The sequence below is a fragment of the Streptomyces hilarionis genome, assembly GCF_024539675.1.
Classification (GTDB): domain Bacteria; phylum Actinomycetota; class Actinomycetes; order Streptomycetales; family Streptomycetaceae; genus Streptomyces; species Streptomyces hilarionis.
In genome coordinates, this window is the sequence record NZ_JAHHIT010000009.1 from 61,783 (window position 1) to 78,636 (window position 16,854).

A 16,854-nucleotide genomic window follows, 5' to 3' on the forward strand; every position below is an offset into this window, starting at 1 on the left:
CGTCGAGCCGTCCGTCGGCCCGCGGTCCACATGCCGAAAAGGCCGGTGTAGAGGCCACCCATATCTCTAGGGTGCCGTCATGACGCCCGCATCCGCGCCCACGCCCGCAGCCGCCTCCCCGTCCGCGAACACCCCGGCACCCGCATCCGCAGCGGCCCCCGCACCGGCACCCGCATCCGCTTCCGCCGCCGTGCCCCCGCCGCTCGCCGCCCGTGCCCGGTCGGTCGGCGGCTCGCCCGTGCGGGACATCCTCGCCGTCACCGCCCGCCCCGAGGTGATCAACTTCGCGGGCGGGCTGCCCGCGCCCGAGCTGTTCGACCGCGAGGGCGTCGCCGCCGCGTTCCGCCACGTGCTGGAGGAGGCCCCGGCCCGGGCGTTGCAGTACTCCACCACCGAGGGCGAGCCGCGTCTGCGGGAGCGGCTGGCCGCGCGGACGACGGCCCGCGGACTGCCCACGACCGCCGACGACCTCCTCGTCACCACGGGCTCGCAGCAGGCGCTGTCCCTGGTGGCGGCCGCGCTCCTCGACCCCGGCGACACCGTGCTCGTCGAGGAGCCCTGCTACCTGGCCGCTCTCCAGGTCTTCGGCCTCGCGGGGGCGCGGATCCTCGCCGTGCCCGCCGACGCGGACGGACCCGACCCCGAGGCGCTCGCCGACCTGGTGGTCCGTGAGCGGCCCAAGCTCTTCTACACCGTCCCCACCTTCCAGAACCCCACCGGCCGCACCCTGCCGGCCGGGCGCCGCGCCGCCGTCGCCTCCGTCGCCGCCCGGCACGGCCTGTGGATCGTCGAGGACGACCCCTACGGCGAACTGCGCTACGAGGGCGGGCGCGTCCCGTGGATCGCCGCCCACCCCGACGCACTCGACCGCACGGTCCTGCTCGGCTCGTTCTCCAAGGTCATGGCCCCCGGCCTGCGGCTGGGCTGGCTGCGGGCTCCCGCCGCGCTGCGACGGGCCTGCGCGATCGCCAAACAGGCCGCCGACCTGCACACCCCGACCGTCAACCAGCTCGCCGCCGCCCGCTACCTCGCCGTCCGGGACCTCGACGCGCATGTGGCGGGGGTGGCGGCCGTCTACCGGGAGCGACGGGACGCGATGCTGGCCGGGCTCGGCCAGGCGCTGCCGGACGGCTCGGTGTGGAACCGGCCCGAGGGCGGCATGTTCCTGTGGGCCCGCCTCCCCGAGCGGTACGACACGACGGCCCTGCTCCCGCAGGTCGTCGCGCAGGACGTGGCGTACGTGCCCGGGGCCCCCTTCTACGCGGGCGAGCCCGACCGCTCCACGCTGCGGCTGTGCTTCGTGACGCAGACGCCGCGCGAGATCGCCGAGGGACTGGGCAGGCTCGGACGGGGGCTCAGGGCGTGACCGCGGACGGCCCCGCCGGTCCCCTCCGCCCCGGGGACCGGTCCCGCCGGTCCCGCCGGTCCCGTCAGTCCCACCAGAAGGACCAGACGGGCTCGCCGACCAGGAGTTCGGCGTAGGCCGCCAGGTCTCCCGCGCCCTGGAGGACGTTGTCCGGGCAGAACGCGAAGTGCTCGGCGGCCACGGCCTCGGCGTCGGCGAGCGTGGCGGGCGGGGCGGCGACGGAGACCACGAGCACGTCGAAGCCGAGCCCGACGACCCGTATGCCGAAGCGGTCCTCCCACGAGCGCAGCACCGCGCAGAGGCGGGCCGTGTCGCCCTCGTGGTTCGCCGGGCCCGTCCACCCGACGGCGGCCGGGATGTCGGCGCTGCGGCGCGCCGGGACCAGGGCGAGGTGAGGGGCCGCCAGGAGGGAACCGCCCTCGTCGGTCAGCGAGTCGGCCACCTGGGCGGCGCGCGCGTTCGGATCGCAGGCGAGGGTGAGCGCGCCGGCCGGGCCGGGCCACTCCTCGCCCTCGGCCGCGCACTCCTGCCAGTACTGCGCGAGCACGTCCTCGGCGTCGTGGTCGCCCGGGTACGACATCGCCTCGGGCGCCAACTCCCAGTCGTCCGGGCCGCCCTGCGCGCCGCCCAGGTCGACGAGCACGGGCAGGAGCCCCGCCCGCGCCGAAGAGCCGCCGAGCGCGCTCCAGTTGCCCGACGCGGCCGACCGCTGCGCATGCCAGAGCAACGGCTCGTGCCACGGCCCCTCGACGGTCGCGTCGATCAGCCGCCCGGGCGGGAGCCGCAGCCCGAGGGAACGCCCGCTCGGGTCGGACGCGAGCTTCGGCAGCGGGTTGGGAAGAGTCGCCATGCCGGGGACTGTACGGGCAGGCACTGACAACGGGCCGCCGTCACAGGGGACAACGGGCCGCCGTCACAGGGGACAACGGGCCGCCGTCACAGGGGATTCCGGGATCGCGGGCTCCGCCGCGGCCTGCGCGCCCGCACGCGGTGGGCCAGCCAGATGCCCGCGCCGATCGCGGGAAGCAGGACCGAGGCCGGGACGAGCACCCCGAGCGCGCCGACGACCAGCATCCCGAGCAGCGCGTCGGCCGGCGACTCGTCCTCCACCTCGGCGCTCCTCGTCCCTCGTGCGTCCCGGCCCGGCGGTCCCGGCCCGTGCCCTGGGGGACGAGCGCCCGTGGGCGGTCGGTTCCGACCGGGCGAGGGTGACCGGAGCGCGGGCGCGGTTCATCCCGGGCCTGCCCTTGCGCCGCGTGCCGCAGGGTCCCGCGCAACCGGACGAACGGCGCGGCCCGCCCCCCTCGCGGGAGAGGACGGGCCGCGCGCGCGTGTGCGTCGGCCCTCAGAGCCGCTCGGGCGTCCTGATGCCCAGCAGGCCCATGCCCCGCTGCAACGTCCTGGCCGTGAGGTCGACCAGGAACAGCCGGTTCGCCACGACCTCGGGAGCGTTGTCGGGCGACAGGACGTGACACTGGTCGTAGAACGTCGTCAGGTGCGAGGCGAGCTGGTACAGGTAGGCCGCCAGCTTGTGCGGGGCGTACTCCGCCGCCGCCTCCGCGACCGTCTCCCCGAACTGGTCCAGGTGCAGGCCCAGCGCGCGCTCCGCCGGAGCCAGTTCCAGCTCCGGGTGAGCGGCCGGGCGGGCCTCGCCGGCCTTGCGCAGGATCGACTGGATACGCGCGTACGCGTACTGGAGGTACACGGACGTGTCGCCGTTCAGCGAGACCATCTGGTCCAGGTCGAACTTGTAGTCCCGGACCGCGGACGTCGACAGGTCGGCGTACTTCACCGCGCCGATGCCCACGTACCTGCCGTTCTCCTCGATCTCCCGCTCGGACAGGCCGACCTTCTCCGCCTTGTCCCGGACCACGGCCGTCGCCCGGTCCACCGCCTCGTCGAGGAGGTCGACCAGCTTGACGGTCTCGCCCTCACGCGTCTTGAACGGCTTGCCGTCCTTGCCGAGGACCGTGCCGAAGGCCAACTGGTGCGCCTTCACCTCGTCGTTGAGCCAGCCGGCCCGCCGCGCCGTCTCGAAGACCATCTTGAAGTGCAGCGACTGCCGGGCGTCGACGACGTAGAGCAGCGTGCTCGCCTTGATGTCGAAGACACGGTCGCGGATCGCCGAGAGGTCCGTCGCCGCGTAGCCGTAACCGCCGTCGGACTTCTGCACGATCAGCGGGACCGGCTTGCCGTCCGGGCCCTTGACGTCGTCGAAGAACACGCACAGCGCGCCCTCCGAGCGGACCGCCACGCCCGACTCCTCGAGGAGGCGGCAGGTCTCCGCCAGCATGGCGTTGTACCCCGACTCGCCGACGATGTCCGCGTCGCGGATCTCCATGTCGAGCTTCTCGAAGACCGAGAAGAAGTAGATCTTCGACTCGTCGACGAACTTCTGCCAGATGGCGAGCGTGTGCGGCTCGCCCGCCTGGAGGTCGACCACCCGGCGACGGGCCCGGGTCTTGAACTCCTCGTCCGCGTCGAACAGCTTGCGCGCGGCCTTGTAGAGGCGGTCCAGGTTGGACATCGCCTCCTCGCCGCTGACCTGGGAGTCCTTGTGGTCCAGCTCGTGCGGGTGCTCGTCCAGGTACTGGATGAGCATGCCGAACTGGGTGCCCCAGTCGCCGATGTGGTGGCGACGGACCACGCTCTCGCCGGTGAACTCCAGCATCCGCACCGTCGCGTCGCCGATGACCGCCGACCGCAGGTGGCCGACGTGCATCTCCTTCGCCACGTTCGGCTGGGCGTAGTCGACGACCGTCGTGCCCGGCCGTGCGGACGTGGGCACGCCCAGCCGGTCGGCGTCCGCGTAGCGCGCCGCGAGGTTCTCGGTGATCGCCCGGTCGGTGACCGTGACGTTCAGGAAGCCGGGACCCGAGACCTCGATCTCCTTGATCACGTCACCGCTCACCACGTTCGCCACGACCTGCGTCGCCAGCTCCCGCGGGTTCGCCTTCGCCTTCTTGGCCAGCGCGAGGATGCCGTTGGCCTGGAAGTCGGCCCGGTCGCTTCGTCGCAGCAGCGGGTCCGCGGCGGCCTCCGGCAGGGTGGCGGAGATCGCGGACGACAGGTGCTGCTCGACGGAGTGACTGAGGGACGTGACCGAGGCCATAGGAGTGGGGCCGTTCTCCTCGTGGGTGGGATGGGCACGACCAGTATCCCACGGGGGGTAAAGCGGTTTTCCCGGGCGCGGGGCCGTCTGGGACAATGAAACGCACTTCAAACCCGGAAGCCTTCACAACAAGAGGACGTGCCGATCGTGGGGCAGAGCACCGAGACCACCGACTGGGTCTCCCGTTTCGCCGATGAGGTCATCGAGGAGTCGGAACGCCGGGCCCCGGGCAAACCTGTGGTCGTCGCGTCCGGACTCTCCCCCTCCGGCCCCATCCACCTCGGCAACCTGCGCGAGGTCATGACCCCGCACCTCGTCGCCGACGAGATCCGCCGCCGCGGCCGCCAGGTCCGCCACCTGATCTCCTGGGACGACTACGACCGCTACCGCAAGGTCCCCCAGGGCATCGACGGCGTCGACGAGTCCTGGGCCGAGCACATCGGCAAGCCGCTGACGTCCGTGCCGGCGCCGCACGGCTCCGCGCACCCGAACTGGGCCGAGCACTTCAAGGCCGCGATGGTCGACTCGCTCGCCGAGCTCGGCGTGGAGTTCGACGGGATCAGCCAGACCGCGCAGTACACCTCCGGCGTCTACCGCGAGCAGATCCTGCACGCCGTCCGGCACCGCGGCGACATCGACGCCATCCTCGACCAGTACCGCACCAAGAAGGCCCCGGCGAAGAAGCAGCAGCAGAAGCCGCTCGACGAGGCCGAGCTGGAGGCCGCCGAGGGCTCCGGCGCGGCCGCCGAGGACGACGGCTCCTCCGGCAGCGCCGGCTACTTCCCGTACAAGCCCTACTGCGGCAACTGCGAGAAGGACCTCACCACCGTCACCTCGTACGTCGACGACACCACCGAGCTGTCCTACACCTGCACGGCGTGCGGCTTCGCCGAGACCGTCCGGCTGAACGAGTTCAACCGCGGCAAGCTGGTCTGGAAGGTCGACTGGCCGATGCGCTGGGCGTACGAGGGCGTCGTCTTCGAGCCGTCCGGCGTCGACCACTCGTCCCCCGGCTCCAGCTTCCAGGTCGGCGGGCAGATCGTCGGCATCTTCGGCGGCGAGCAGCCCATCGGACCGATGTACGCCTTCGTCGGCATCAGCGGCATGGCGAAGATGTCCTCCTCCAAGGGCGGGGTGCCCACCCCCGGCGACGCGCTGAAGATCATGGAGCCGCAGATCCTGCGCTGGCTCTACGCCCGCCGCCGCCCCAACCAGTCCTTCAAGATCGCCTTCGACCAGGAGATCCAGCGGCTCTACGACGAGTGGGACAAGCTGGACGCCAAGGTCGCCGACGGCACGGCCCTCCCGGCCGACGTCGCCGCGCACTCCCGCGCCGTGGGCACGGCCGGCGGCGAGCTGCCGCGCACCCCGCGCCCGCTGCCGTACCGCACCCTCGCCTCCGTCGCCGACATCACCGCCGGGGAGGCCGAGCAGGCGCTGCGGATCCTCGGCGAGCTCGACCCCGAGCACCCGATCGCCGCACTGGACGAGGCCCGGCCCCGCTACGACCGCGCCGAGGCCTGGATCAACAACCACGTCCCCGCCGACCAGCGCACCATCGTGCGCGAGGAGCCGGACGCCGAACTGCTGAAGTCCCTCGACGAGGCCTCCCAGCAGTCCCTGCGCCTGCTGCTCGACGGACTCGCCGAACACTGGTCGCTGGACGGACTGACGCACCTGGTCTACGGCGTCCCCAAGGTGCAGGCCGGGTTCTCCGCCGACGCCACGCCCAAGGAGCTGCCCCCGGAGATCAAGACCGCCCAGCGGACGTTCTTCGCCCTGCTCTACCACCTGCTCGTCGGCCGCGACACCGGCCCGCGCCTGCCCACCCTGCTGCTCGCGGTGGGGCAGGACCGGGTCCGGGCCCTGCTCGGGCAGTAGGCGCCGACCACGCGAAGGGCCCCCGGCCGGTGCCGGGGGCCCTTCGCGTGGTCCGCCCCGATCAGGCGATGTGGTCGTCCTGAAGTTCCGCCGTGTGGCGGTTGGTGAAGCGGTTCACCATGCGGTCGGCCTCACGCTGCGGGAGCATCACGCCGTACGTCGCCTCCACGTCGTTCCTCAGCTGACCCGAGGTGGGGTAGCTGCCGTCGATCGACTTCTTGAAGACCAGGTAGTAGTCGTCCTCGGTCGGCTCCGGACTGCCGCCGCCCTCGCCGAGCTCACGGCTGCGCCCCGGCACCACCGGGATCGGGAACGACCCGGTCTCCTCCGGCGACGGCTCCTGCGCCGGCGGCTCCTCCTGGTACTGGTCCGCGTACTGCTCGGCCTGCTGCTGCTCCTCGTACCACTGGGCGTACTGCTCCGAGGGGTCGTAGGTGGGGTCGTAGCCGCCCTGGTACTGCACCTCGAGCGGAGACTGGAACCACGGGTTCTGGTCGTCCTCCGGGGGCGCCGGCGGCTGCTCCGCCCGCGGAGCCTGCCGCGCCGCCCGCAGGTCCTGCTGCCCCTGGCCCTGGCCCTGACCCGGTCCCTGGAGCTGAGGCTGTCGTTCCTGCTGCCGCGCCGGAGCCGCCGCAAGCTCCTGAAGCTCCTGCTGAGCGGCCAGCGCCGGCCCCTGCGACCGGTCCTGCGACTGCGACTGCGTCTGAAGCGGCATGGGCGGCAGCAGCGCCGGCTCGATGCCCGCCGCCGCCAGACCCGCGGGGGCCGTCTCCGCCAGCGGAACGCCGTAGCGGGCCAGCCGCAGCGGCATCAGCGACTCCACCGGAGCCTTGCGACGCCACCCCCGCCCGAAGCGGGACCGCAGCCTCGCCTGGTAGACGAGACGTTCCTGCTCCAGCTTGATCACCTGGTCGTACGAGCGCAGCTCCCACAGCTTCATCCGGCGCCAGAGCAGGAACGTCGGCACCGGCGAGAGCAGCCAGCGCGTGATGCGCACGCCCTCCATGTGCTTGTCGGCCGTGATGTCCGCGATCCGCCCGATCGCGTGCCGGGCGGCCTCGACGGCCACCACGAACAGGATCGGGATCACCGCGTGCATGCCCGTGCCCAGCGGATCCGGCCAGGCCGCCGCACCGTTGAAGGCGATCGTCGCGGCCGTCAGCAGCCACGCCGTCTGCCGCAGCAGCGGGAAGGGGATGCGGATCCACGTCAGCAGCAGGTCCAGGGCCAGCAGGACGCAGATCCCCGCGTCGATGCCGATCGGGAACACATAGGAGAAGTTCCCGAAGCCCTTCTCGATGGCCAGCTCCCGGACGGCCGCGTACGAACCGGCGAAGCCGATGCCGGCGATGATCACGGCGCCGGTCACGACCACGCCGATGAGAACGCGGTGCATCCGGGTCAGCTGTATTGGCGCGGCCACCCGTACTCCCCTCCCCTTGCGTGTTCTTGCGCGCAACAGGGTGGCACATGTGTGCGGCGCACACGGTGCCGGACTGTCAGCTCTTCGCGGAAGCGGACGCCTTCGGAGCCGCCGCGGCCGCCTTGGACGCCGACGCCGACGGGCTCGCCGAGGCGGGCGCCGACGCCGAGGCGGACGGCTTCGCCTTCCCCGTCGACGAGGGGGACTGCGAGGGCGCGGCGCCGGAACCGGAGTCCGAACTCCCGCCGCCGCCTTCGCCGTTGGCGGACCGCACCGCGGCCACCGCCTCCTTGGCCGCCTTCTCCGCGGCCTTCGCCAGAGCGTCCGCGGTGGGCGTCTTGTCGCCCGCCAGACCGGCGCCGTTGTAGTCCAGCGTGACGACGACGTTCTCCACCCGCGCCACGACCGTCTGCTGCCGGAAAGCGCCTTCCGCCTTCTTCAGGTCGTACCGGACCAGCGTCGCCTCGTCGCCCGTGCCCGCGGCCGGCGTCGCCTTCGTGTTCTTCGCGCCCGCCACCGCCTGCGCGTCCTTGACCTGCTTCGCGTAGTACGTCTTCGCCTGCGACTCGCCGTCGCCCGTGGTCGCGTCCGACTCGAAACGCAGCAACGACACGTTCAGCCAGCGGAACTGCGAGCCCTTCACGCCGTTGTTGGCCAGGCTCGACCACGAGCAGCTCGCCCGCTCGCCCGTGTCGCTGGACGCGCCCTTCTTGCCGGCGGCCTTCGGCACCAGCTCGGTCAGCGTCTTCTTCGACACCACCGCACAGGCCTGCGGCAGCGTCTTGTACGCGGCCGCCTGCACGGTCGGCGCGGCGTCGGCCGTCGAGTCCGTGCCCGTGCCGCCGGTGGCGGCGGCGTCCTGCGTCTTGTCGGCGGAGCCGGAATCGGAGCCGGAGTCCGAGGAGCAGCCCGCGGCGATCAGCATCACCGGGACGGCAACCGCCGCGGCGAGGAGGCGGTTGAGACCTCCGGCGCGCCTCGCTCGCTCGTCACGCTGCTCACGCTGGTCAAACTGGCCGTCTCGCTGGGCTCGTCGCTGCATGGTTCCTTCACTCATGACGCTCGTGGTTCCTGCGGTCGGATCGGGTCCGAGGGGCCACGGTACGCGGTGAAGAAGCTGTGCGGTTCCGCTTCGAGGCCTTCGCGGACCGGGCGCCGGCGAGGCCGAAGTGGCCTCAGCCGGACAGGGAGTCGACCAGTTGCGCGGCCAGTTTCCGGGCCTTGTCCTGCATTTCCTCACTGTCCGGCGTCACGCCCACGGTCGCCGGCTGCTCCTCGTACTCGATGGTCACGATGACGTTGGACGTGCGGAACGCCACAGTCACCGTCCGCTGCTTGACCGTCGAACCCGAGCTGCCGAGCGCGTCGTCGACGAACGCCTCGTCGCCCAGGTCGTCCAGCAGACGGGGCTGAAGGTCGGCCGGCGCCGCGGTGGACGAGGCCGAGGCCGACGGCGAGCCCGCGGCGGAAGGGGAGGACGAGGCGGACGCGGCGGGGGCGCCCGACGCCGAGGGGGTCGCGGTGGCGGAAGCGGACCCCGTCGCGGATCCGGCCGTCGGCGACACGGCCGGCGCCGGCAGGTCGGCCGCCGTCACCTTCCTGGCGAACAGCGCCTCCGCCTGGGAGTCGTCGCTCACCGCGTTGTCGTAGGAGACGACCCGCTCGAAGTCGACGAGGAGATGGTCGGTGGCGTCCGCGGACTCCACCTTCCAACGGCAGCCGACCTTGCGGTCCGTGTCGTACGTCAGCGTCGCCTCGCCCGCGTAGGCCGTGTCGCGCTGCGTCTCGTCGGGCAGCTGCTTGACGCCGGGCAGGAGCGAGTCGAGGGTCGAGCGGCTCACCACACCGCACGCCTCCGGCAGTGTGGTGTAGCGGCCGGGCTGCGCGGCCGCGGAGGTCGTGCCGGCCTCGCCCGGATTGGAGTCGTCCGTCGAACCGCCGTCGTCCGAACCGCCGGTGCAGCCGGCCAGCAGTGCCGCGAGGAGCGCCACGACGCCGGGTACGTACGCCTTCCGCTGCACGGTCGGCTCCTCTCGACGGTCACTTCAGGATCTTCGGGCCGGTGTCCGCGCTGGTTATTCGCTTGCCGGACGGGGGCGGCCCCCGCAGACAATGTGTATCGCACGCGACACCGTGGATGCCGGTCCGTCGTCCCTTTTCGACTGTCTTGGCGCCGGTTTTGCGGCTTGATACTTCTGTAGGATTTTCGGGGGAATGAGGGCGTTATGTCGTACGTGGAGATGCCGGGCGCGAAGGTGCCCATCCGCATGTGGGCCGACCCGGGGTCGGTCGAGGAGGGGGCGTTGCAGCAGCTGCGCAACGTCGCGACCCTGCCGTGGATCAAGGGCCTCGCGGTCATGCCGGACGTCCACTACGGCAAGGGCGCGACGGTCGGCTCGGTCATCGCGATGCAGGGCGCGGTGTGCCCCGCGGCGGTGGGGGTCGACATCGGGTGCGGCATGTCGGCGGTCAAGACCTCGCTGACCGCGAACGACCTGCCCGGCGACCTGTCCCGGCTGCGCTCGAAGATCGAGCAGGCGATCCCGGTGGGCCGGGGCATGCACGACACCCCGGTCGAACCGGGCCGCTTCCACGGACTGGCCACCGGGGGCTGGGACGACTTCTGGGGGAGGTTCGACGGGATTGCCGAAGCGGTCAAGTTCCGTGCGGAACGCGCCGCAAAGCAAATGGGAACGCTCGGATCAGGGAATCACTTCGTCGAAGTGTGCACGGACACGACCGGTTCTGTGTGGTTGATGCTGCATTCCGGTTCTCGCAACATCGGCAAGGAACTCGCCGAGTTCCACATCGGGGTGGCGCAGAAGCTGCCGCACAACCAGGGTCTGGTCGACCGCGACCTCGCCGTCTTCGTCGCGGACACCCCGCAGATGGCGGCCTACCGCAACGACCTGTTCTGGGCGCAGGAATACGCCAGGAACAACCGCACCCTGATGATGGCGCTCCTGAAGGACGTGGTCCGCAAGGAGTTCAGGAAGGCGAAGCCGGTCTTCGAGCAGGAGATCAGCGCACACCACAACTATGTGGCCGAGGAGCGCTACGAGGGAATGGACCTGCTCGTCACCCGCAAGGGCGCGATCCGCGCGGGCTCCGGCGAGTACGGCATCATTCCCGGGTCGATGGGCACGGGCTCGTACATCGTCAAGGGGCTCGGCAACGAGAAGGCGTTCAACTCGGCCTCGCACGGCGCGGGTCGGCGCATGAGCCGCACCGCCGCCAAGCGTCGCTTCTCGACGAAGGACCTGGAGGACCAGACGCGCGGGGTGGAGTGCCGCAAGGACTCAGGCGTCGTGGACGAGATCCCGGCCGCCTACAAGCCGATCGAGCAGGTCATCGACCGGCAGCGGGACCTGGTGGAGGTCGTGGCGAAGCTGAAGCAGGTCGTCTGCGTGAAGGGCTGAGGGCGGGCCCCGGAGCGCCCGGGCCCCGGAGCGCCCGGGCCCCGGAGCGCCCGGGGCCGGGGCGCCCACCGCTCAGCCGAGACGTTTCTCCAGCAGGGTGACCGCATAGGGGCTGCCCGGGCCGCCCTGTTTGGCCTGTTGTTCGCCGACGACCTCGTAGCCCGCCGACTCGTAGTAGGCGCGCAGCCGGGGGTTGGCGGTCAGGCAGTCCAGGCGGGCGTAGGGGCGGCCGGTCGCGGCGATGCGGGACTCGGCCTGTGCCAGCATCCTGCGGCCCGTGCCGGGCGGGGCGGTGTGCGGGGTCGTCATCAGGCGGTGGATGTAGCCGGCGTCCGGCGGGCGGGGGCCCCAGGCGGCGGGGTCGTCCCACCAGAGTTCGAAGGCGCCGGCGGGCGCCGTGCCGGTGTACGCCAGCCAGACCTCTCCCTCGCGCATCCGGTGCACGAAGTGGGCCTCGTCCTTCTCGCCGGGCCGCCACTGCTCGATGCCCCGGGCCAGCTGCCACAGGGCGGCGGTGTCGCGCAGCCGGACCAGGAGCGGGGCGTCCTCGGGAGAGGCCCTGCGGTACACGGGCTCGGGCCAGGCGCTGGGGAGGGGTTCCAGGAGCCGGTCGCGCAGGGCGGCGGACAGGGCCTGCGCGTCGAGGCCCAGGGCGTGCGTCACGTACGCCTCGACCGAGCCGTGGCGGGCGCGCAGCTCGCGCAGGAACAGGCGCATCGCCGCTTCGGGGGCGCGGCCGAAGGCGGGCCAGAGCGGGGTGCGGCCGTCGTTGCGGGCCCGCCAGTCGTCCAGCAGGGCGCGGCTCGCCAGTTCGGTCAGGGTGAAGTCCTCGATGATCGTCTCGTCCGGGACGCCGAGGAGGGCGAGGATCAGGGCGGCGAGCTGGCCGGTGCGGTCCTTGCCGGAGGCGCAGTGGAAGACCAGGCCGCCCCGCGCCTCGGCCACCAGGCGCAGCGCGGCCGCGATCTCCTCGACGCCGTCCTCGGCCACCTCCAGGTAGCGGGCGCAGAGATAGGGGCCGGGCTCCACGTCGGGTGTCGCGGCGGCCTGGTCGTAGGGGCGGTGCTCGATGCTCAGGCGGTGGTAGGCGAAGGAGTCGTGCTCCGGGACACGGCCCGCGGACTCCGCCTCCCAGGGGTGGCGCAGGTCCACGACCGTGCCGATGTCGAGGGCGAGGAAGCGGTCCCAGTCGGGGGTGTCCGGCCGCAGTCTGCCGAGGGAGTCCGAGCGGAACAGCAGCCCCGGGCGGACCCGGTGACCGGTTCCGGTCGCGTATCCGCCCAGGTCGCGGAAGTTGTGCAGGGTCTCGAACGGTATGTGTCTGTCCACGGGCAGGACCTTAGGGGAGGAGCGGGCAGGGGCGGCGGCCGGCGGCGGGAACCGGGCGGGCCGTCGTGCTGTCTTCAGCTGAGCGGTCGCGCCCGCTCGAACGGCGGTGCGAGGACCGGCGCCGGGGCACCGGGACACCGGGACACCGGCGGACGGGGACACGGAAGTGACGGGGGTTCTGCGATGGATCGTGGGCGTGCAGGAGTGCGTGCGGCTGTCTGGAGCGCGGGGCTGGTGCTGCTGGCCGTCGGTGCGCTGGCCGGCTGTTCCGACGAGTACAACGACGAGCGGGGCAAGGGGGACGCTCCCGTGCAGGGCAAGGCGGGGGACGACACTCCCGCCGAGGTGTTCAACATGCCCGACGGGTTCGGGAACCTCGCCACGAAGTGCGTCGGGCACGGGTTCCGGGCGTATGTGACGACGAACGCGACGGGTCCGTCCAATGTGCAGATCGTCGAGGACAAGTCGTGCGGCGGCTGACGGCCGTCGGCGCCGCGCTCGCCCTCGCGGTGCTGCTCGGCGGCTGTTCGCAGCAGTACTACGACGAGCGGGGCAAGGCCGACGCCCCGGTGGCGGGGCGCAAGGGGGACGACGCCCCGGCCGAGGTGTTCAACTTCCCCGACGGGTTCGGGAACCTGGCCACGAAGTGCGTCGGGCCCGGGAAGCGGGGCTACGCGACGACCCGGGACGTCCACGTGGAGGACGACGGCGGCGACTCCGAGGTCGTGATCATCCCGGCGCACGCGGTCGTCGTCGACGATCCGGGCTGCAAGGCGCCGTAGGGCCGGCCGCGGCCGGGCGTCCCTCACCGCTCCCGGTGGACCTTGGTGTTCGACGCCTGGGCGCGGGGGCGCAGGACGAGGAGGTCGACGTTGACGTGGCTGGGGCGGGTGACGGCCCAGACGACGGTCTCGGCCACGTCGGAGGCGGTGAGGGGTTCGGCGACGCCTTCGTAGACCTTGGCCGCCCGTTCCTCGTCGCCGCCGAAGCGGGTGAGGGCGAACTCCTCGGTCCTGACCATGCCCGGGGCGATCTCGACGACCCGGACCGGGCGGCCGACGATCTCCAGCCGGAGCGTCTCGGCGAGCACGTGCGCGCCGTGCTTGGCGGCGACGTAGCCGGCGCCGCCCTCGTACGTGCCGTGCCCCGCGGTGGAGGAGATGACGACCACGACGCCGTCGCCGCTCGCGTCGAGCTTGGGCAGGAGGGCCTGGGTGACGTTGAGGGTGCCGAGGACGTTCGTCTCGTACATGGTGCGCCAGTCGGCGGGGTCGCCGGTGGCCACCGGGTCGGCGCCGAGCGCGCCGCCCGCGTTGTTGACCAGCACGCCGATCGTCTTGAAGGCCGTCGCGAACTCGTCGACGGCGGCACGGTCGGTCACGTCCAGCTGGTAGGCGGCCGCCGAGCCGCCCGCCCGGGTGATCTCCTCGGCGAGGGCCTCGACGCGGTCCTTGCGGCGGGCCGTGAGGACGACCCGGTAGCCGGCCGCGGCGAGCTGGCGGGCGGTGGCGGCGCCGATCCCGCTGCTCGCACCGGTGACGACGGCGATGCGGGAGGCGGCGGACGGTGCGGCGGTGGCCATGTGCTGCTCCTCGGACGGGGCGGGTCGGTGCCGCCAGGATAGGCGGGCGGCACGCCGGACCGGCCGCCGGTCTCGCCCTGTGGGCGGGGCGTGGGCGTCGGCAGACGGGGTGGTCACCCGGTGGAGGGCGGCTGCGGGGCCGGCCGTCCGGGGTGACGACGGACGTGGAGACGGCGCGGGGCGGCGGGGCGTCGGACCGCGCGCGGTCCGGCGACCGGCGGCAGGCGCCGCCGGCGGTGCCGGACCCGGGGACGCCTGCTTCTTCCGACCGCCGTCTCACCGGTGCGTCGTACGATGCGCGGACGGTGTCGACGCAGGCGCCACTAAGGGGTGAGATGTCCGGGAACGCGCGGTCGCGGCTGCTGGACGAGCTGTTCGTGGTCTCCCGCCGGTACATGGCCGCCTACGCGCTGTTCAACCAGGCGCTCGCCGACCGTCTCGGGCTGCATCCCACGGATCTGCAGTGTCTGAACCTGCTGGTCCTGGAGCGCGGGCCGGTGACGACGGGGCGGGTCGCCGAACTGACGGGGCTGACCACCGGGTCGGCGACCCGGCTGGTGGACCGGCTGGAGAAGGCGGGCTATGTGGCGCGGGAGCGCGACGAGGCGGACCGGCGGCGGGTGCTCGTGGCGACGGTGCCGGAGCGGACCGACGAGTTCACGCGGATGTGGGAGCGGCTGGGCGGCGACTGGATGCCGCTCTTCGAGGATCTCGCGGACGCCGAACTCGCCGTGATCGTCCGGCACATGCGGCGGACGGTGGAGTTCGGGGCGGAGCAGGTCGTGCGGTTGCGGGAAGGCCGGGTCTAGGGGCGGATGCAGGAGACGCAGGCACGGCCGTCCGAGGTGGCGGCCGAAGGGGCGGGCGAGACGGGTGCGGGGCGGGGGCTGCCGCGGCACTGGCCGCTGATGCTGCTGGGCGCGGCGCTGGTGCCGGGCGCGGTGCTGGTGCTCGTCGGGCGGACGCTGGAGGAGCCCGCGGTCCAGGCGTGGCGGACGGTGTGTCTGGCGGTGACCGTGCAGGCGCTGCCGTTCCTGTTGCTGGGCACGGCGCTGTCGGGGGCGATCAACGCGTTCGTGCCGGCGAGCGTCTTCGGCCGGCTGCTGCCGAAGCGGGCGGCGCTGGCGGTGCCGGTGGCGGGCGTGGCGGGGGTGGTGCTGCCGGGGTGCGAGTGTGCGTCGGTGCCGGTGGCGAGCAGTCTGATCGGGCGGGGGGTGACCCCGGCCGCGGCCTTCGCGTTCCTGCTGTCCGCGCCCGCCGTGAACCCGGTGGTGCTGACGGCGACGGCGGTGGCGTTCCCGGGCAGTCCGCGGATGGTGCTGGCCCGGCTCGTGGCCTCGCTGGTGACGGCGGCGGCGATGGGCTGGCTGTGGCTGTGGCTGGGCCGGGAGGAGTGGCTGCGGCCGGCGGTGCGGCACTCCGGGCACCGGCCGGGGCACAGCCGCTGGACGGAGTTCCGGCGCGGTTTCCAGCACGACTTCCTGCACGCGGGGGGCTTTCTGGTGGTGGGGGCGATGGCGGCGGCGACCTTCAACGTGGCGGTGCCGCGGTCGGTGCTGGACACGTTCTCGGGTTCGCCGTGGCTGTCGGTGCTGTTCCTGGCGGCCCTGGCGATCGTGCTGGCGGTGTGCAGCGAGGCGGACGCGTTCGTGGCGGCGTCGCTCAGCGGGTTCTCGCCGGTGGCGCGGCTGGCGTTCATGGTGGTGGGCCCGATGGTCGACCTGAAGCTGATCGCCTTGCAGGCGGGGACGTTCGGGCGGGCCTTCGCGGTGCGGTTCTCGGCGGCCACCGCCGTGGTCGCGGTGGTGTGCAGCGCGGTGGTCGGAGGGGTGCTGCTGTGAAGCGGTTCGTGCAGGTGGGGCTGTTGCTGCTCGCGGGGCTGGGGCTGCTGCGCACCTCGCTCTTCACGGACGAGTACCTGCGGTTCGTGAAGGAGGGGATGCGGCCGCTGCTGGTCGTGTCCGGGGTGCTGCTGATCGGTCTGGCGGCGGCGGAGGCCTGGCCCGGCCGCCGGCCCGCCGGCCACGACGACGGCCACGGTTCCGGCCGCGGCGGGGACGACGACGGCCACGGTCCCGGCGACGGCGGACACGGCGAGGGCGACGATCGCGGTCCGGGCGAGGGGTGCGGCCCCGCCGTTCCCGGCGCCCGAGGCCGCGGCCACGGTGACGACCACGGCCCGGCCGCCGCCGGCCACGGGCACGACCACTCCCGGGTGCCGCGGGTCGCCTGGCTGCTGTTCCTGCCCGTGCTGAGCCTGCTGTTCTACGCGCCGCCCGCGCTCGGCTCGTACACCGCCTCGCGGGAGCCCGCCAAGGTCGTGGCGGTGCAGGAGGACGACTTCGATCCGCTGCCGGCGGCCTCGCCGCTGCCGATCACGCTCACCGAGTTCACCCAGCGGGTGCAGCAGGACCGTTCGCGGGCGATCAGCGGGCGCACGGTCCGGATGACCGGGTTCGTGACGTCCGCCGAGGGGGGCGGCTGGTATCTCACCCGGATCGTCATCAGCTGCTGTGCGGCGGACTCGACCACGCTGAAGGTGCGGGTGTACGGGACGGCGGCGCCTAAGGCCGACACCTGGGTGACCGTGGACGGGACCTGGCATCCGGGCGGCACGCTGGGGACGTCGTCGGCGGGGGTGGCCCTCGACGCGCGGGGCGTGACGAGGGTGGAGAAGCCCTCCAACGCGTACATGGACGCCGTCCCGCTCGTCGGCTAGCGGCCGGCCGGCCGACGAGCGGG

16 protein-coding genes are annotated in these 16,854 nt (G+C 72.9%); 8 read left to right on the plus strand and 8 right to left on the minus strand.

The window, feature by feature from the left end; all coding sequences use genetic code 11:
• Positions 1 to 79: 79 nt before the first annotated feature.
• Positions 80 to 1,366 (plus strand): aminotransferase-like domain-containing protein, encoded by a 1,287-nt coding sequence (locus tag KMS84_RS03510; RefSeq protein ID WP_256914516.1) that lies wholly within the window; start codon positions 80 to 82, stop codon positions 1,364 to 1,366.
• A gap of 64 nt (positions 1,367 to 1,430) precedes the next feature.
• Here the strand turns inward: KMS84_RS03510 and KMS84_RS03515 are convergent, their stop codons facing one another.
• From KMS84_RS03515 to argS, 3 genes are all read right to left on the minus strand, one after another.
• The gene (locus KMS84_RS03515) at positions 1,431 to 2,216 is read right to left on the minus strand and encodes a DUF4253 domain-containing protein (protein WP_256914517.1); all 786 of its coding nucleotides are present in this window, start codon (positions 2,214 to 2,216) and stop codon (positions 1,431 to 1,433) included.
• An 86-nt stretch (positions 2,217 to 2,302) separates the two neighbouring features.
• Positions 2,303 to 2,476: a hypothetical protein gene (locus KMS84_RS03520; protein WP_256914518.1), complete on the minus strand. Its 174-nt coding sequence runs from the start codon at positions 2,474 to 2,476 to the stop codon at positions 2,303 to 2,305.
• A 235-nt stretch (positions 2,477 to 2,711) separates the two neighbouring features.
• A complete protein-coding gene (gene argS / locus KMS84_RS03525) occupies positions 2,712 to 4,478 on the minus strand; it encodes an arginine--tRNA ligase (RefSeq protein ID WP_256914519.1) in 1,767 nt (588 codons plus the stop codon).
• A gap of 138 nt (positions 4,479 to 4,616) precedes the next feature.
• Here argS and lysS point away from each other — a divergent pair, with 138 nt between their 5' ends.
• On the plus strand, positions 4,617 to 6,359 hold the full coding sequence (gene lysS, locus KMS84_RS03530; protein WP_256914520.1) for a lysine--tRNA ligase: 1,743 nt from the start codon (positions 4,617 to 4,619) through the stop codon (positions 6,357 to 6,359).
• 61 nt (positions 6,360 to 6,420) lie between these two features.
• On the opposite strand, the gene KMS84_RS03535 is transcribed toward lysS, so the two are convergent.
• The 3 genes from KMS84_RS03535 to KMS84_RS03545 form a co-directional block, all read right to left on the minus strand.
• Positions 6,421 to 7,782, minus strand: coding sequence for a DUF2637 domain-containing protein (locus KMS84_RS03535; RefSeq protein ID WP_256914521.1), 1,362 nt, complete (start codon positions 7,780 to 7,782; stop codon positions 6,421 to 6,423).
• Positions 7,783 to 7,858: 76 nt separating this feature from the next.
• Complete coding sequence (locus KMS84_RS03540; protein ID WP_256914522.1) at positions 7,859 to 8,839, minus strand: DUF3558 domain-containing protein; 981 nt, start codon at positions 8,837 to 8,839, stop codon at positions 7,859 to 7,861.
• Between the two features lie 118 nt (positions 8,840 to 8,957).
• Positions 8,958 to 9,803: a DUF3558 domain-containing protein gene (locus tag KMS84_RS03545; RefSeq protein WP_256914523.1), complete on the minus strand. Its 846-nt coding sequence runs from the start codon at positions 9,801 to 9,803 to the stop codon at positions 8,958 to 8,960.
• Between the two features lie 204 nt (positions 9,804 to 10,007).
• Here KMS84_RS03545 and KMS84_RS03550 point away from each other — a divergent pair, with 204 nt between their 5' ends.
• Positions 10,008 to 11,201 carry an RtcB family protein gene (locus KMS84_RS03550; RefSeq protein WP_256914524.1) on the plus strand — a complete coding sequence of 398 codons (1,194 nt, stop codon included), beginning with the start codon at positions 10,008 to 10,010 and terminating at the stop codon, positions 11,199 to 11,201.
• Between the two features lie 72 nt (positions 11,202 to 11,273).
• Here KMS84_RS03550 and KMS84_RS03555 read toward each other — a convergent pair whose 3' ends face one another.
• Positions 11,274 to 12,530 (minus strand): GNAT family N-acetyltransferase, encoded by a 1,257-nt coding sequence (locus KMS84_RS03555; RefSeq protein WP_256914525.1) that lies wholly within the window; start codon positions 12,528 to 12,530, stop codon positions 11,274 to 11,276.
• A gap of 204 nt (positions 12,531 to 12,734) precedes the next feature.
• On the opposite strand from KMS84_RS03555, the gene KMS84_RS03560 reads away from it, so the two are divergent.
• Both KMS84_RS03560 and KMS84_RS03565 read left to right on the plus strand, forming a co-directional pair.
• A complete protein-coding gene (locus KMS84_RS03560) occupies positions 12,735 to 13,010 on the plus strand; it encodes a hypothetical protein (RefSeq protein WP_256914526.1) in 276 nt (91 codons plus the stop codon).
• Positions 12,998 to 13,312, plus strand: a complete 315-nt coding sequence (locus KMS84_RS03565) for a hypothetical protein (RefSeq protein WP_256914527.1) — start codon at positions 12,998 to 13,000, stop codon at positions 13,310 to 13,312. The genes KMS84_RS03560 and KMS84_RS03565 overlap by 13 nt, the downstream gene beginning before the upstream one ends.
• Before the next feature lie 23 nt (positions 13,313 to 13,335).
• Here the strand turns inward: KMS84_RS03565 and KMS84_RS03570 are convergent, their stop codons facing one another.
• A complete protein-coding gene (locus KMS84_RS03570; protein ID WP_256914528.1) occupies positions 13,336 to 14,112 on the minus strand; it encodes an SDR family NAD(P)-dependent oxidoreductase in 777 nt (258 codons plus the stop codon).
• A 335-nt stretch (positions 14,113 to 14,447) separates the two neighbouring features.
• Here KMS84_RS03570 and KMS84_RS03575 point away from each other — a divergent pair, with 335 nt between their 5' ends.
• From KMS84_RS03575 to KMS84_RS03585, 3 genes are read left to right on the plus strand one after another with little or no spacing between them, the layout of a single operon-like run.
• Positions 14,448 to 14,921 carry a MarR family winged helix-turn-helix transcriptional regulator gene (locus KMS84_RS03575; protein ID WP_256914529.1) on the plus strand — a complete coding sequence of 158 codons (474 nt, stop codon included), beginning with the start codon at positions 14,448 to 14,450 and terminating at the stop codon, positions 14,919 to 14,921.
• 6 nt (positions 14,922 to 14,927) lie between these two features.
• Positions 14,928 to 15,953: a permease gene (locus KMS84_RS03580; protein WP_256914530.1), complete on the plus strand. Its 1,026-nt coding sequence runs from the start codon at positions 14,928 to 14,930 to the stop codon at positions 15,951 to 15,953.
• Positions 15,950 to 16,831 (plus strand): TIGR03943 family putative permease subunit, encoded by an 882-nt coding sequence (locus tag KMS84_RS03585; protein ID WP_256914531.1) that lies wholly within the window; start codon positions 15,950 to 15,952, stop codon positions 16,829 to 16,831. The genes KMS84_RS03580 and KMS84_RS03585 overlap by 4 nt, the downstream gene beginning before the upstream one ends.
• The last annotated feature ends 23 nt before the right edge of the window (positions 16,832 to 16,854 follow it).

What these genes read in the sequence shown, in the direction of transcription:
- KMS84_RS03510 (WP_256914516.1), top strand. Translation starts at nt 80, where the DNA reads ATGACGCCCGCATCCGCGCCCACGCCCGCAGCCGCCTCCCCGTCCGCG.
- KMS84_RS03515 (WP_256914517.1), bottom strand. Translation starts at nt 2,216, where the DNA reads ATGGCGACTCTTCCCAACCCGCTGCCGAAGCTCGCGTCCGACCCGAGC.
- argS (WP_256914519.1), bottom strand. Translation starts at nt 4,478, where the DNA reads ATGGCCTCGGTCACGTCCCTCAGTCACTCCGTCGAGCAGCACCTGTCG.
- KMS84_RS03540 (WP_256914522.1), bottom strand. Translation starts at nt 8,839, where the DNA reads ATGAGTGAAGGAACCATGCAGCGACGAGCCCAGCGAGACGGCCAGTTT.
- KMS84_RS03550 (WP_256914524.1), top strand. Translation starts at nt 10,008, where the DNA reads ATGTCGTACGTGGAGATGCCGGGCGCGAAGGTGCCCATCCGCATGTGG.
- KMS84_RS03570 (WP_256914528.1), bottom strand. Translation starts at nt 14,112, where the DNA reads ATGGCCACCGCCGCACCGTCCGCCGCCTCCCGCATCGCCGTCGTCACC.
- KMS84_RS03575 (WP_256914529.1), top strand. Translation starts at nt 14,448, where the DNA reads ATGTCCGGGAACGCGCGGTCGCGGCTGCTGGACGAGCTGTTCGTGGTC.
- KMS84_RS03580 (WP_256914530.1), top strand. Translation starts at nt 14,928, where the DNA reads ATGCAGGAGACGCAGGCACGGCCGTCCGAGGTGGCGGCCGAAGGGGCG.